The sequence below is a fragment of the Streptomyces sporangiiformans genome, from assembly GCF_005768555.2.
Lineage (GTDB): Bacteria > Actinomycetota > Actinomycetes > Streptomycetales > Streptomycetaceae > Streptomyces > Streptomyces sporangiiformans.
Genome location: NZ_VCHX02000096.1, coordinates 1 through 14790, shown reverse-complemented (window position 1 = coordinate 14790; position 14790 = coordinate 1). Strand labels below are relative to the sequence as shown.

General features: G+C 66.5%; 13 protein-coding genes, 1 tRNA gene and 2 pseudogenes. 8 read left to right on the top strand and 8 right to left on the bottom strand.

The genetic code is table 11. The features are described 5' to 3' along the window. Nucleotides 1-3: 3 nt before the first annotated feature. The gene (locus FGD71_RS11135) at nt 4-468 is read left to right on the top strand and encodes a DUF6228 family protein (RefSeq protein WP_162931094.1); all 465 of its coding nucleotides are present in this window, start codon (nt 4-6) and stop codon (nt 466-468) included. Beyond that, complete coding sequence (locus tag FGD71_RS11130; protein ID WP_119100245.1) at nt 461-901, top strand: hypothetical protein; 441 nt, start codon at nt 461-463, stop codon at nt 899-901. Before FGD71_RS11135 ends, FGD71_RS11130 begins: the two co-directional genes overlap by 8 nt. Before the next feature lie 89 nt (nt 902-990). Here FGD71_RS11130 and FGD71_RS11125 read toward each other — a convergent pair. The 4 genes and pseudogenes from FGD71_RS11125 to FGD71_RS11115 form a co-directional block, all read right to left on the bottom strand. Beyond that, nucleotides 991-1624, bottom strand: a pseudogene (locus FGD71_RS11125) (ATP-binding protein); the annotation flags it as partial. Between the two features lie 4 nt (nt 1625-1628). After that, entirely contained in the window at nt 1629-1949 is a 321-nt protein-coding gene (locus tag FGD71_RS48725; protein ID WP_240436520.1) for a hypothetical protein, read from the bottom strand. Nucleotides 1950-2007: 58 nt separating this feature from the next. Beyond that, complete coding sequence (locus tag FGD71_RS48720) at nt 2008-2343, bottom strand: Mu transposase domain-containing protein (RefSeq protein ID WP_420878267.1); 336 nt, start codon at nt 2341-2343, stop codon at nt 2008-2010. A gap of 57 nt (nt 2344-2400) precedes the next feature. After that, on the bottom strand, nt 2401-3801 hold the full coding sequence (locus FGD71_RS11115; protein ID WP_119100244.1) for a glycoside hydrolase family 43 protein: 1401 nt from the start codon (nt 3799-3801) through the stop codon (nt 2401-2403). A 677-nt stretch (nt 3802-4478) separates the two neighbouring features. On the opposite strand from FGD71_RS11115, the gene FGD71_RS11110 reads away from it, so the two are divergent. The 5 genes from FGD71_RS11110 (at nt 4479) to FGD71_RS11090 (ending at nt 9995) form a co-directional block, all read left to right on the top strand. Continuing rightward, entirely contained in the window at nt 4479-4829 is a 351-nt protein-coding gene (locus tag FGD71_RS11110) for a hypothetical protein (RefSeq protein WP_420878266.1), read from the top strand. A 491-nt stretch (nt 4830-5320) separates the two neighbouring features. Further along, a complete protein-coding gene (locus FGD71_RS11105; protein WP_119100242.1) occupies nt 5321-6670 on the top strand; it encodes an aspartate aminotransferase family protein in 1350 nt (449 codons plus the stop codon). A gap of 114 nt (nt 6671-6784) precedes the next feature. Continuing rightward, the gene (locus tag FGD71_RS11100) at nt 6785-7777 is read left to right on the top strand and encodes a phosphotransferase (protein WP_240436518.1); all 993 of its coding nucleotides are present in this window, start codon (nt 6785-6787) and stop codon (nt 7775-7777) included. Between the two features lie 135 nt (nt 7778-7912). Then, complete coding sequence (locus FGD71_RS11095) at nt 7913-8578, top strand: haloacid dehalogenase type II (RefSeq protein WP_119100240.1); 666 nt, start codon at nt 7913-7915, stop codon at nt 8576-8578. Between the two features lie 244 nt (nt 8579-8822). Further along, nucleotides 8823-9995 (top strand): ROK family transcriptional regulator, encoded by a 1173-nt coding sequence (locus FGD71_RS11090; protein ID WP_240436517.1) that lies wholly within the window; start codon nt 8823-8825, stop codon nt 9993-9995. Nucleotides 9996-10287: 292 nt separating this feature from the next. On the opposite strand, the gene FGD71_RS11085 is transcribed toward FGD71_RS11090, so the two are convergent. The 4 genes and pseudogenes from FGD71_RS11085 to FGD71_RS11070 all read right to left on the bottom strand — a co-directional run bounded on the left by FGD71_RS11085 (nt 10288) and on the right by FGD71_RS11070 (nt 14130). Next, nucleotides 10288-10360: transfer RNA gene (locus FGD71_RS11085), tRNA-Met, on the bottom strand. 392 nt (nt 10361-10752) lie between these two features. After that, a complete protein-coding gene (locus tag FGD71_RS11080; protein WP_119100239.1) occupies nt 10753-11700 on the bottom strand; it encodes a ribosome-inactivating family protein in 948 nt (315 codons plus the stop codon). Nucleotides 11701-12098: 398 nt separating this feature from the next. Further along, nucleotides 12099-13032, bottom strand: a pseudogene (locus FGD71_RS11075) (helix-turn-helix domain-containing protein). A gap of 126 nt (nt 13033-13158) precedes the next feature. Continuing rightward, a complete protein-coding gene (locus FGD71_RS11070; RefSeq protein ID WP_119100238.1) occupies nt 13159-14130 on the bottom strand; it encodes an SDR family NAD(P)-dependent oxidoreductase in 972 nt (323 codons plus the stop codon). 55 nt (nt 14131-14185) lie between these two features. Here FGD71_RS11070 and FGD71_RS11065 point away from each other — a divergent pair, with 55 nt between their 5' ends. Next, nucleotides 14186-14608: a MerR family transcriptional regulator gene (locus FGD71_RS11065; RefSeq protein WP_119100237.1), complete on the top strand. Its 423-nt coding sequence runs from the start codon at nt 14186-14188 to the stop codon at nt 14606-14608. The last annotated feature ends 182 nt before the right edge of the window (nt 14609-14790 follow it).

The window sequence follows — 14790 nt, the reverse complement described above, 5'->3', positions numbered from 1 at the left end:
CGGATGAGCACTCACGACGCTGGCCTCAACGAGTTGTCCGAGGTGGTCGTCCACTCCCAGGACAACCCCGCGGTCAGGGTGAGATTCTGTGACCGTTTCCGTCCGGACGAAGACCGCGTGCACTACGCCATTGAGGCATGCGCGCCCGGGCTGAATGCCCGTGTCGATGAAGTAGTCGCATGGATCTGGGACGCGGACCTGGTGCCCTTCCTGGAGGAGCTGGCCCGGGACTTTCGAGGTTGGGACGGAGAGCGCGTCTGGCAGAACAACGATCACGACCTCACCCTCAAAGCGGTCTTCCGGGCGGGCGGGCATGTTGGGTTGACCTGGACGCTTCGGCCCTGGCCGACTGCCGTCGGCGGCTGGGAGGGTTCTGTCACCACATGGCTGGAAGCCGGCGAGCAGATGTCCGCCCTCGCCGCCGATCTCCGCCACTTCCTCCACGAGAATTGGAGCGATCGTGGCTGACCTGCCGACGAATGAGCGTCTCTATATCTGGGGGCGGAACTTGTTCCAGCAACAGCAGGAACCCGTCCTTTGGGCAGGAAGCGTTCTTGGTGCTGCGGCCCGGAAGATGGGGCGGTCACCAGAGATCGACGAGGCCCTGATCCTGGCAGAACGTGAAGACCAGTGGCCGCGGGGTCGCGAAGTCTTCGACCGAATCCGGCGACGGAGCCTGAGCAGAGAAGACCCGCTGACTGAGGAACACGCTCTGTACTTTGCACTCGCGGAACTGGTGGCCAAACTCGCGCATAACGCAGCGGGACAGCGACCGCCTTTCGATCACGATTCGGGTTGGCGCGTCGGGCCGACTGCCTATCGCCTTGCTGGTGCGACGGACGATCCGGAGCTTCACGAGGATCTGACGCGGGCCCTGGGCGGATGGCTACAGGACCTCTGACTACGGCAGCTCCCGCTATGCCTCGTCGAACCTGTCGCAGTTCGGCAGCACCTCGCGCGGGTCGCCGGAGCATGTGCGCTTTCCCAAGACGATTCGTTCGAGGCGATGGCGACGCTGTGCTTCTCCTCCCGCTCGGTCAGAACCTGGAACAGCAACTCCGCCCCGCGGCGGTCCAGTTCCATGTATCCGAGCTCGTCGATCGCGAGGAGGTCCACCCCGGCCGTAGCGGGCGGTGGTCTTGGTCAGCTCCTTCTCGTCCGCGGCCTCGACCAGCTTGGTGGCGAGTGTGTAGCGGACCCGGTAGCCCGCAATGGCGGCCTCGGTGCCCAGCGCGATCAGCAGGTGCGACTTGCCGGTGCCCGAGTCGCCGATCAGGCAGAGAGGCAGTCCCTTTTTTTGCCCCAGTCGCAGGTGGCCAGCGTGTGGATGACGGCCGGATCGATGTGCGGGTTAGCCTCGAAATCAAAGCCCCGCAGGGACTTCTCCCTGGGGAAGGCGGCAGCCTTGATCCGCCGTTCGGAGCGTCGGCGGGCCCGATCGTCGCACTCGGCCATCAGCAGTTCGGCGAGGAACCCGCGATACGACATCTGGTCCCTGGCGGCGGCTTCGGCCAGGTCGGGGAACTGGGCCCGGATGGTCGGCAGCCGCAGCATGCGGCATACCTGGTGGACGGCAGCGTCGGCGTCCCTGTTCGGTCAGCCCGCGGTGGCGTTGGAACGTCACGGCGTCACTCTCCCTGGATGGCGGGGCGGTCGGCCGGCTGCCGGGCTTTCAGCAGCTGGTCGTAGGCCGCCACCGAGGCCGCCACCGAGGGCGGCGGCCGGGTGTCGGGCGGCAGGTCGGCTAGCCGCCGCTGGGTCAGGAACGTCACCGTCGCCCGGTATGACGGGGCGGGGGCGGGCGGCTCGTCGACGTCGTCGGCCTCGGCTGCCTTTCGTGCCTCCAGCGCGAACGCGTCCGCGGTCAACGCGCCGGCCCGCAGGGCGGTGGCGAGTCCGGCGACCGGGTGCTCGTGGGTGAGGTGGCGGCCCAGCAGCAGGACCTCCATCAGAGCCCGGATGGCGTCCCTATCCCCGTGGGCCTTGCAGGCTGCGGCCCACCAGGCGTCATGAACCGGGGTGAACTTGCCCGCGGACTTCGCCTGTTCCAACGCGGTCGCGCGCCCGGGAGGCGCCGGGCTTTTTGACCAGAGCCTCCAGGTAGTGGTCCAGCACGAGGCGGGCCTGGCCCTTGGCGATGAGCCGCTCGTGCCGGGTGACTTCCTTCTGACCGTCGTGGACATCCAGCTCGGACGCGTGCAGCATGACCCGCACCGTTCGGCCGATCAAGCGAACCGGCACCGAGTAGCGGTTGGTGAGGTGCGCGACCGGATGCGCACCCGTGCGTACCAGGCCACCGACGACGAACCGCACTCGCACCGCGAGGACGCCCAGCGTGTGCACCAACCGCACCACCCCGGCTCGGCCCCGGCCCGCGAGGGCCGGGGCCGGGCCGGTCGGTCAGTAGCCGACGCGGAAGGTCGCGTCCTGCCGGTCGGAGGCCGTCGAGATCGGGTCGATGCGCAGGACGTAGTTGGAGTGCCGGATGTAGCGGGTCGGGTTGTTGTACGAGCGGAAGGAAGCCCAGCTGGAATCCGCGAGGCCGGCCGTGCGGTGGAAGGTCGCGTCCGCCGCGAACGTCGACGTGCCGTCATTGACGTCGAGTCGCAGCTCGTAGTTGTAGTGCCGCAGGTAGCGGGTGGGGTAGTTGACCGACTGGAACGACACGGCGGAGCTGTCGGCGAGACCGGGCACGAGCTTCCACTCGGAGTCGGTGTACAGGTCGAACGGGTAGGTGTCGATGCGGCCGACGAAGCCCGCGTGACGGACGTAACGAGCCGGATAGTTGTAGGACTTGAGCCGGTTCCAGGCCGGTGCGCCCCACTTGGCGAGCAGGTTGTTGTACTCGGTGCTGGTGATGGTCGCGATGCCGCAGTGCTTGGAGTTGACCGGCTGGGTGTAGGTCTTCTGGTCGAGGGCGGTCCAGGTGCCGGACGCGAGGTCGGGGGTCTGCCAGGCGTAGAAGACGCCGTTCGGCGTGTAGGTGTCTCCCCACAGGTACCAGGTGTTCGAGGTCAGCGACTTGAACACGGTGGGGGCCTCGGTGCCGCCGTGTGAGACGCCCGTGCTGAACTCGGTGAAGCTCCTGGGGTTGAGCGAGGTGGAGCGTGCGCCGACGAGGGTCTGGTTCTTTTTGAAGTAGAGGTAGTTGACGCCGTTGACGCCGACGGCCATGTTGCCGTCGATGACGTCGTAGCCGGGGTCGAAGAAGACCTGCGGTGCGGAGGCCGTGACGAAGTCGCTGGTGTAGTTCACCATGATCACGTTGTGGCCGCTGGAGTTCACGGATGAGTAGATGACCGCGTACTGTCCCCGCCCGGCGTCCCAGAACGCCTCGGGGGCCCAGCTGTGGGTGGTCATGTCGTGCAGCTTGAGGCGGCGGTAGCCGGTGAAGGTACGCAGGTCGGCGGAGTCCCAGACGTGGATGTACTGGCTGTTGTAGCTCCAGTCGGTGCCCTTGAGGTCGGTGGCGAGGACGACGAAGGTGCCGTCCTGCTTGCGCATGAGGAAGGGGTCTCGCAGACCGAGCGCGCCCGCGGTGGGGGTGGCGACCGGGTTGTTCTGGTTCAGCGGCGTCCAGTTCAGCGCGTCGGGGCTGACCGCGAGGTGGAGACCGTAGTCGGTGCCCGCGCCCAGGCTGGTCGACTCGGTGAAGTAGCACATCACATAGGCCGAGTCGGCGGCGTGGGCGGTGCCCGCGCCGAGGCTCATCACGCCGGTCATGGCCAGGGGAGTGGCAGCGGCCATGCCGAGGAAGAGCCGGCGGGACGGCTGAGGGTTGGAGTGGGGTCTTGCGCTCATCTGGTCTCCAATGGGCGTGCGGGAGTCTGGGAGTGGCCGAGATTTCGAACGAAGTTCGGTGAATCGATCAGAAGGTAGGGTTGTGCTGCGGACACGTCAATTGTTCTGTCGTTCTTCGGTGATTTCTGTGACGAGGTGGCGCCGGCCCCCTCCCGTTGTTCTCCGGGTCAGGGCGTCACGGCGGCGGTGAGGCTGCCCAGCAGGGAGAGGGCATGTCAGGAGGGACTGTCCGAGGCGACCACAGAACGGAAATCAAGCCTCTGGGTGGTCGATAGAAGTTTGGTGTGGATGATGCACGCGCAAGGGCACGCCCGCGCCCGCGACCTACGGACGCTTGACGAAGTGATGCGACGCCTCGAACTCTCGGCTGAGATCGCCCGGCACACAGGAGACGGACACGACCTGACGCGCATGGTGCTCGGCGGATACTCAGCGCATCACCACGTCAGGCTGATGAGCTAGTTCATCTATGACGTCATCGGCGGGAGAGTCAATACACCCGACAAGGACGCGGGAGTTTGCCAGTGCGCTGTCATCGAGGCCTGATCAGTGACGCCGTCGTGGACCTCGGCCCGTGCTCGCCGAGCTGCCCGAGCTGAAGAAACTGGCCGCCGAGGCGGGCCGGTACGGGCCGTTGTTCGAGCTCGCCGAGGGCTTGGGCGCGCTAGGTGCGCAGCATGGCCATGCATCCGTGCGGCGTCATACTCACCAACGCGAGCCTGCTGGACTGGCTGCCGGTCCAGCCCACCCCCGGCGGCAACTACCCGATGGTGCACATGGCAAAGGAGGGAGTCGAAGATCTGGGCTTGATCAAATTGGATGTGCTGGGCGTGCGCATGCAGTCCGCCATGGCCCACGCCGTGAAGGAGATCGAGCACGCGACCGGCCGGCACATCAACCTCGACAACCCGAACGAGGTGCCGCTGGACGACTACTTCGCCTTCAAAATCATCCAAGATGCTCGAACAATCGGTCTATTTCAATTGGATTCTGTGTCAACTCCAGCAGTGTTGCCTTCGGCCTGCTGACGGTCAGCAAGAGTGGTGGGGGGTGCCCGCGCATCGTCCTTCCGGAGGCGATCGCCAGCGGACGGCGGCCAACCGTCACCGCGATCGGGCGCCGCTTCGGCATCCGGCTTGCCACCCTTCCCCGCCACTACGCCAGCCTCATCGACACGCGCCTTCTGCCCGGCATCCCCGTCGCCGCCCCCGACACGCACGGACCCTCCCAGGCAGGAGGGAGGCGAACCTCAGCCGACTCCGGCAGGAGGTCACCGACCAACGCCGGACCCTGGCGCTGTACGAAGAGGCCATCCGACAGCTCACCTTCGGGTACGCCCGCACTACGCAACGGAGCCAGTCCGGTTCTCCTGGTCACGCGCATCCGGCACTTTCCGCCGTCACAGGGTGCCGCACCGTGTGCCAGGAATAAGTTTCAGGTTGGAACTGAAACAAAAGCTGCTATGCTGCCGCTGAAGCAGCCGCGACGAGCTGCAAGCCACGAAGGAGGGGACCTGCTGATGGCTTCCATGCTGAGTCGAGCACTGGTCAACTACCCCAACAGGTTCGACCCCGCAGCGCTCGGTGAACTGCCAGAGCGATTGCAGTCCACCGTCAAGCGGCGAAACAACGTGCTGGGCCCTGGTTACGCGCTGAACTACCGGGAGCCGGTCGAGTTCGTCTCCGGCCGAGGCGCTCACTTGTTCGACCCGGATGGCAACGACTACCTTGACGCCTACAACAATGTGCCGTGCGTCGGTCACGCACACCCACACGTTGTCGAGGCCGTGTCCCGCCAGATGGCGGCGGTCAACACCAACACGCGCTATGTGCAGGAATCACTCGTCGACTACGCCGAGCGCCTTCTCGCGACCATGCCCGAAGCGCTCTCGAAGGTCAGCTTCGCGTGCAGCGGGTCGGAGGCGAACGACCTGGCCATGCGCGTGGCTCGCTTCCACACGGGCGGCGAGGGAATCATAGTGACTCGCTGGGCTTACCACGGTCTCACTCGCGAGGTCGCGAGCTTCTCGCCTACGCTCGGCGCGGGGTCACCGCTCGGGCCGAATGTGCGGGTCATCGATGCTCCTGATCCGCGACTCGTCCCGCCGGGTTCATCGCTTCCCGACTACATGCGAAGCCAGGTGCGCGGCGCGATCAACGACCTCGAGCGCCACGGCTACAGGCTTGCGGCGCTGATCACCGACTGCGCGCACTCAAGCGACGGCATCTTCACCGATCCCGTCGGTTACCTGCGTGACATGGTCGAGGAGGTGCACGCCGCGGGCGGCGTGTACATCGCCGACGAGGTGCAGTCGGGATTCGCCCGGCTCGGAGAGTCGATGTGGGGGTTCAGTCGCCATGGGGTGCTTCCGGACATCGTCACGATGGGCAAGCCCATGGGCAACGGCATGCCGATGTCCGGCGTGGTGTTCAGGCCCGAGGTGTGCGACGAGTTCGGGCAGAATGTCCGTTACTTCAACACCTTTGCCGGCAGTTCGATCGCGGTTGCCGCCGGTGCCGCGGTTCTGGACGTCTTCGAAGCGGAGAACGTGCAGCAGCGAGTTCTCGACAACGGCAGGGCGCTTCGAGCCGGCCTTGAGGAGATCACTCGCGAGTCTCCCTACGTCGCGCAGGTCCGCGGCAGTGGTCTGTACGTGGGTGTCGAACTCGTGAAGGACCGGGAGTCGCTGGAGCCCGATCGTGTCCGCGCTGACCACGTCATCAACGACATGCGCGAGCGTCGAATCCTCATCAGCGGCACCGGGGAAGCAGTCAACGTGCTCAAGATCCGACCGCCGCTGGCCTTCGACTCGGCCGACGTGACGCGATTCCTCGAGACCTTCGCGGAGATCGCCGAGATGCGCCTGTAGCAGGCCGAAAGCCGAAGGGACCGAACGGTGAACACCTCGCCCCCCGCACGTATCGCCCAGCAGTTGTTCCAGGAGAGCGGCCTGGCATCGTCCCACGAGCCCATCGAGACGAACGTGGTGGAGGCCCTCCTCGCCCGGCACTACCAGCTGACCGGACGTCTCGAGCGGCTGGCAACCGAGAAGGACGACACGTTCCGGCTGCGGACCGGCACGGCCAACCATCTCGTCAAGGTTTCCCCGCCCGACGAGGCGGTAGCTGTCGTAGCTCTGCAGACGGCTGTGATGCGCCACCTCGAAACCGCAGCTCCTCATCTCCCCGTCCAGCGGGTCATGGAGACCACCGAAGGCAGCGACAACGTACCGATCGAGACGAAAGACGGCGGGGTTCGAGTCCTGCGCGTCTTCGACTTCGTCGAAGGTGCCGTCCTGGCGCGGACGAACCCTGATCCCCACCAGCTTGCCAAGGCCGGGCAGATGCTCGGGCGAGTGGATCTGGCTCTGCGGTCATTCAGGCATCCAGCGGACGAGCGGCGCCTTGTGTGGGACCTTCGACACTTCGACCAGCTGCGGGAGCTCATCGAGTACACGCCCAGCGCCGCGCACCGTCGGCTGGCACAAGAGGTGTTCCGCCTTTTCCACGAGGCCATTGTTCCGAGGCTGGGTGAGCTCGAGACCCAAGTGATCCATGGTGACTACAGCCCCTACAACGTCCTGGTGGATCGGCGGACAGACAGCTTCGTCACAGGAGTAATCGACTTCGGTGACAGCATGCGCAGTGCTTTGATCTTCGATCCTGCTGTGTCTCTCGCGAACCTTCTCGGCCGGACACCGCGAGATCCCTGGCGTGAGGCATGCAGCTTCGTCGCGGGATACGAGCGGGCCCGGCCGATCAAGGACACCGAACTCCCGCTCCTGCCTGTTGCCGCGCTGGCACGCCTCACACTTCGCGCGCTGGTCACCCATTGGCGCGCGGAACGAGTGCCGGAGCGTCGCGACTACCTGCTCGAGCACGCCAGAGACGACTGGGTCAACGTGGAGCGGGCCATGGCCGTCGCCATGGGGGAGGTCGTGGCCCGCTTGCTGAGCACCCGCCATGACACGCCTTGAGCGGCGCCACTGAGGCGACGCTCGTCGGCGTCCGACACGGCCGACCTGGCCTCACTCGACGAGATCGTGACCCCGGCGACCGCATGGCCTGAACCCCAACTTTCTCACCGTCACCCAGAATTGAGGCTGAACCCCATGCGAGAGATCGTCACCTTCGACGCCTATGCGACCCTGATCAACTTCGAGCTCGGCCCCACGACCCTGAAGGTCCTCGAGGATCGGCTGGATCTGGACAACCTGGATGTCGACGAGTTCCTCGACGACTTCCGCGTCATGCGCTTCCAGGCCGTCCTGGAGGCGTACCGCCCGTACCACGAGATCCTGCACTCCAGCCTGCGCAACGCCATGCGCCTGCACGGCCTGGAGTACCGCGACTCCGACGGCGATGCCCTCGTCGAGGCCGTCCCCACCTTCGGTCCCTTCCCGGAGGTCCCGGACGCGCTGCGCGCCCTGAAGACCAAGTACGAGATCGCGATCATCTCCAACACCGACGACAACCTGATCGCGCGGAACGTGGAGAACATCGGCGTCGAGTTCGACTACGTCATCACGGCCCAGCAGGCCGGCGCCTACAAGCCCGACCGTCAGACCTTCGAGCATGCCTTCAAGACCATGGGCGTCGAGCCGTCGCAGGTCATCCACACCGCCCAGGGCTGGGAGTACGACCACATCCCGACTCGCGACCTCGGCCTGAAGCGCCGGGTGTGGATCAACCGCTACGGCCGCCTGGGCAGCTCCGACTACCAGCCGTACGACGAGCTGCCCGACCTGTCTGGCCTGCCGAACCTCCTCGGCTGCTGATCCAGGCCGACACAGGACGCCGACACAGACGCCGACACAGGACAGAGAACACAGAGCCGAGCGCTGCGAACCCGCCTCCAGCAGGAGACGGCCACGAGGTTCTCCCCCCGAGAAAAGCAGGCGGAGTTGAACAGAAGCGCAGGGGAGCCAAGGATCAGCCTCTTCGCCGACGCCCACGGGCAACTCGGCAAGTCCGGCAGAGACCACTGGTTCGGACTGCGTATGGTCTCGCTAAGGTCATGAGGTGAGCAGCATCAACCCCACACCACGCGACTACAACAAGGCAAGCGTCCTTGACGTGGTTCTCTCCCATGCGCCGTTGACCCGGAACAAGCTCATCGAGCTCACGGGGTTGAGCAAGGCGACGGTGTCGCGGGCCGTCGAGGAACTGCGTTCTGACGGATTCGTCGTGGACGGGGGAGTCGACGCCGTCGCCGGGCGTGGCCGTCCGTCGACGTACCTCGATGTGCCCGAGACGGCCGGACACGTCGTGGGGGTCAGCTTCGGCGCCGTGACCACCGGCGTGCTGGTGACCGACCTACGCGGCCGTGAGATCGGACACGTGATCGTTCCGACGGTCGAGCACAACGACGACCCCGCTGCCGGCCGGTGGCTGGTCGACCTGATCGCGCAGACCAGCGCATCCGCACGAGGGCCACTGCGCCAGGTCGTCGCGGCACTGCCCGCCCATGTCCGCGACGGCGCCGAGGTCTTTCGGCCTGCCGATCCGATGAAAATCTTCTCCGGCAGAGACCTCCAGCGAACCGTCGAAAAGCTCGTCGGTGCTCCAGTGACCTTCGACAGTGACGCGAACGCGTCCTTGCTCCAGGTGCTCACGGACGACGCGAGCATCCATAACGCTGCCCTGTTCAGCGTCAGCAGCACCTTGAATTTCGCCACCTGCAGGGACCAGGAACTGGCTCGGGGACGTACTCCTGCGTTCGGCGACATCGGTTCCCTCTCCTCGGGCATCGACGGCCGCACCCTCAACGGGCTGCTGAGCACCGGGGGGCTTGTGAAGTTCGCTCGTGAACACGGACTGGACATCGAACGCGTCGAGGACCTGTGGCTGGCACCTCAGGACCATCGAGGCCGTGCGGAGACACTCAAGGCGTTCACGACGGCGGTCTCGACCGCCGTGAGCATCGTCGCCGTGACACTCGATCCCGAATCCGTATACTTCGTCGGCCGGTTGCACCCCTTGGTGGACGAGGTGCTCCCCGAGGTACGCAAGCGACTCGAACAGACCTTGCCGGCCATCCCCAGGATCACGACCGTCTCCCAGATTCTGGGACTCTCGGTAGCACGCGGCGCGGTGCAGGCCTGCCTGGCCAAGGCCCACAACCGCCTACGGGACGGGCTGCTCAAGGCACGCAGTCAGGGACCGCGGCAGGAGCAAGCTGCGCCGGCATTCTGATCCGGGCCGCGAGCATGAGGACGAGAGCGCCGTCGCGACAAGTGGAACAGGCGCCTCATCACCTACGGCATCCAAGCCCAGCACCTCCTGCTGACCCTCGGCTTCGTCCTCCCCGCGCAACACACAGGCCGCGCACGCCCGGGACCTGCGCACGTTCTTCGACTTCCTGTGGTTCGCCCGCGAACAGTGCGACCGGAGGAACGCCACGGTCGACGACGCTCGGCCATGGCTTCCCTGGAGCTCCGCAAATGCTTCTGGCTCCTAGGACGCCAGGCGTCGTAGGAGCCAGAGTTGGTCGGGGGGCCAGATTTGAACTGACACCTCTGGGTTATGAGCCCAGCGAGCTACCGAGCTGCTCCACCCCGCGTCGAGACCACAGAGGCGGAGCGCAGGCCAGAGCGCACGTGCCCTCGCGTACTGCAACGCTCTTGAAAACCGGTGGCAGCGATGTGACCGTGGTTCAAATCCCACCGCCTGCGTGGTGGGCAGCGGGGTAGTTGGTCGGGGGCCGTTGCCGTGTCCCTGCTTTCGTCGCTACTGAGGTTTTCGGCTCGGGGTGACGTCATAGTGGTGTCGTGGTCAGTCCGGTCTCAGCGATGAACCCATCGAGCAGGTCCGGCCGGTACTGCTTCCGTTTGAGGTGCTGCACGGGGCGAGGTTGCCCAGGCTGTTCCACCTGGCGAGGGCTTGAGGAGGGGCAGGCCACTGGCGCCGGGGCCGCGAGCATCTGGCAGCGGACCCGGACGGCTCCGGCGCGTCACTGACTGTTCTGCAGAAGGCAGATGGCGAGGATCGCGGCCATCGACGTCAGCGTGTTCGCGGAGAAGTCGACGCTCGGTGTTGCGGGGTCGTCGACCCGGAAGTTGATGGGTGTGCCGTTGTTGAGGCTGGCGACCAACTGCCGCGATGCCTCGCCCCAGCTGTTCATCAGCTCTGCGTCGGCAACGTTGACGACCGTCTCACCGACGCCGTTGGAGCCGAAGGCCTGCCTGAAGTCCTGGTGCAGCGGCTCGAACCTCGCGGCTTCCGCGACCATCATGGCGAACACCATCATCGACCGGGCTGCCGTGTTCACATTGGCGTTCCCCCGCAGGTTCACGTACGCCGTGTCCACCACCTGTTGGTTGAGCCTCATGTTGGCCCGCGCCTGGCCGCCCCGCGACTCCAGGTCCCCGTAGCCGCCCGTGAACGGGAAGCTGCCGGCAGGCACCCGCGAGTTGGGGTTGGGGTCGTCGCCCTTGAAGTAGATGGGCTCAGCGCTGCCCCTTCCGTCCCGGACCTGGTAGCCGATGATGAACAGGTCCCGCGCCCGCAGGATCAGGCGGACGTTGTTGCCGTCCGAACTCGAGGGCAGGGCACTGGCCCGCAGGTCGATGGCGAAGATGTTCCTGGAGGAGGTGTCCAGGGTGGGGTCGGTCTGCAGTATGCCGTTCCGCAGCACCCTGCCGCCGGTCGCCCGCTGGCGTACGGCTTTGATCATGTCGTCGTACGCCTTTTCGCCGCCACTGATGTCCCAGGTGATGTCGTTGCCGTCATCGATGGCGCTGGCCTTCTCCTGGAACTGCGGGACCACCACGGCGGCACCACCCAGCAGCGTGGCAACGGCGAGGAAGAGCACCATGAACTTCCTGGTCAGCCAGCGGGAACGGCGTTTGTGAACTGGGCCGCCGCCCCGCTCGACAGGCGACGTTTGCTTCATGGACATGCCATTATCTCGCTTCCTGCGATGACTCGTGGACGAGTCATGGACGTCTTCGAGGACGGTCGGCGCTCAGCACCGCGGAGAGTCCGGAGAGCGATCGGACGTCCGGGTCGCTTGTGCCCCGCCCCCTTCGGCAAAGTCTTGTTCAAGGGGCCGGAATCCCGACAGAGTCAAACATCCCAACCCGCCAGTATCGAGAGGTCGGGATCTGACCTGAACGGCTCCTGGGGTCGCCCCGGCCGACGGACCTGGAACAGCAGTCCGCGGAGGCCGAGACCACGAACAACACCGGGACCGCTGGCGCGCCGACCGCCTGGGCCCGCACCGCCGACGCGAGCCCGGTCACCACGCCGGGTCCGACCGTCGCCAACGACAGCCGTTCACCACGACGGCAAACGCCGCTACTGAGGTTTCGGCCGGTGACGGTTGTAGGAGGGCCGGACGTTGGTGACACCGCTCCTGAGCCGTGATGCCGGCGGTAGACTCCCTGCTCCACTGTGCGGCCGGTGGTAGTTGTAGTGGATGTTCCAGACGTCAATCGCGGCCGCACGGCCGGCCTCGTTGGTGAACTCGCGGGCGTACAGGAGCTCTTCGTGCGTGCGAAGTCGCCTGAGCGGTAGCAGGCGCCGTTGTCGGTGACGACGCGGTGGAGGTGGATGATGCCGTGGGCGGCGAACCAGACCTTCGCCCGTGCCAGGAATGCGGCAGCCGTCCAGCCCTTCTCATCGGCGAGCGGCTCTGTATAGGCCAGTCGGGAGAAGCCGTCGACGGCGGAGTGCAGGTATACGTGGCCGCGCTTCGCGCCTGCCGATTGCGCTCGGCCCACACTTTTGGCCTGCTCTGAGTCGCGACCGCGGACATGCCAGCCGCCCCCGTCGGGAATCCGTCCGACCTTTTTGACGTCCAGGTGCACCATGTGCCCCGGCCAGTGAGCGGTGATCTTCCCGGGCTCCCGGTTGCTTTCCCCGCAGGGGTCGAGGAACCGGCGGTGTCCCAGTCCTAGCTTGGTCAAGTGACGGGTGACGGTGCGTCGGTTGACGGCGTGACCGAGATCGGCCAGCTCGTAGTGATCCGCTGTGCGGACCACTTCTCCTGCCGCCGCCAGGATTCGATCTTCTCGATCACCCATGCCGGTGTCGCGCGTGGGCTGTGGTGTGGGGTCGAGGGGCGGTCGAGCAGGCCGAGGTCGCCGTGACGGCGCCATCGGTTGACCCACTTGGATGCGCATGCCCGCGAGATGCTCATCTCGGCGACGTGCGAGATCGGGCGGGTGCGGCAGCGCTGGATGAGCCGCCGTCGGCCCTCGACCGTAAGAGGTGCGTTACGGTGCGGCATGCCTAGACCCCTCTGCTTCCGGTGCCTCCGGCGGCGGATCGCCGAGCGAGGTGGCCCGGGGGCCGTGATGAAGCCGAGGGGCAGCTCGTACCGCGCTGCCCGCCGCAGCGTATGCAGGGCGCGGGTTCACCGGGGGATCGCGGTGACGCCGGTCGCGGCGACGGAGAGGTCCCAGAGGCGTGCGGCCTCGTCGGGGTCGATGGCGTACGTGCGGACGCCGCCGTCGTCCATGGGCTGGTCGGGGGTGGAGACGCGGGCGATGTCGCAGTCCTCCAGGTAGAGCCCGCCGCGGCCGTCGAGGAGCGGGGACGTGGCGGCCCACAGGCCGGTGGCGGCGCCCTGGGAGGGGGTCTTGAAGTCGACGCCGATCACGTTGCCGTGCTCGTCCACCCAGCCGCGGTCGATCTGTTCCTGGAGGGCCATCTCGCGCTGGAGACCGGTGATGATCTTGCCTGGGTGGAGGGCGAACGCGCGGACGCCATCGTTGTGCCCGAGGGCGTCGAGGTGCACGGCGAACAGGGCGTTGGCGGTCTTGGACTGGCCGTAGGCAAGCCACTTGTCGTAGCCGGCACGGAAGTGCGGGTCGTGCCAGCGGATCCCGGTCAGGGTGTGCCCAGCAGAGCTGTTGACGATGACGCGCGCGCCGCCTGCGGCGTCCAGGAGCGGGTAGAGCTCACAGGCGAGGGTGAAGTGCCCGAAGTGATTGGCGGTGAACTGGCCTTCCCAGCCGGGCCCGACGCGCCGCTCCGGGGTGGCCATGATTCCGGCGATGGCCATCAGGAGGTCGAGCCGGTCGGCGGAGTCGCAGATGTGCGCGGCGGCTGAGCGGACGCTGGCGAGGTCGGCCAGGTCCATGGGGATGACCTCGCAGTCCTTCACTCCCTGGAGAGCGGCACGAGCGACGTGGGGGCGGCGGGCTGGAACGATGACCCGGGCCCCGGCGGCCGTCAGAGCCCGGGCGGTCTCCAGGCCGAGCCCGGAGTAGCCCCCGGTCACCACAGCGGTCATGCCGGAAAGGTCGCAGTCGGCCACGATGTCCTCGGCGGGGGTGGCAGCGGAGAAGGGCGAGCCGAGCGGCTGCTGATCAGTAATGGTCATGCTGCCGACGCTACGATCTAGAGCGAGGTCTAGATCAAGTCCAGGAGTGAGCGGTATGACGACCACCGAGGCTGCCGTGCAGTTGCTGAGCATCGGCGAGGTGGCCGAGCGAACCGGACTGAGCGTGCACGCCCTGCGCTTCTACGAGCGCGAGGGCCTGCTCGTCGGACCGGTCCAGCGCACGTCGGGCGGCAGGCGGCGCTACACGTCCTTGGATGTCGACTGGCTACTGATCTGCGTCAGGCTCCGCGAGTCCGGTATGCCGCTCGCCGACCTCAAGCACTTCGCCGAACTGGTACGGCATGGTCCAGGCAACGAGGCAGAACGCCTGCGACTGCTCGACGCCCATCGACAGCGCGTCGACGCACAGATCCAGGCACTGGAGGAGTGCCGGTCCGTCATCGCCTGGAAGGTCGGCGTCTACGCCGAGCACCTCGCCCGCGACGAAGCCGGCGGACTCTGGGACCCCACAGCCTGAGGCAAGCGTGGACAGCCGCGCCGTGTGCGTTGTGCCGGTCCCGCGGCTTCAAGCTTCTGCCTTGCCGGAGGCGTCAACAACATTCTGCCCCGCAACAGGTGTTGCGGGTCAGGACGTTGGTGACGGCGCATAGTGGTGGGCAAGATTGGTGGCGAGGTCGCGGAGGTGAGCCCTGGCTTCGG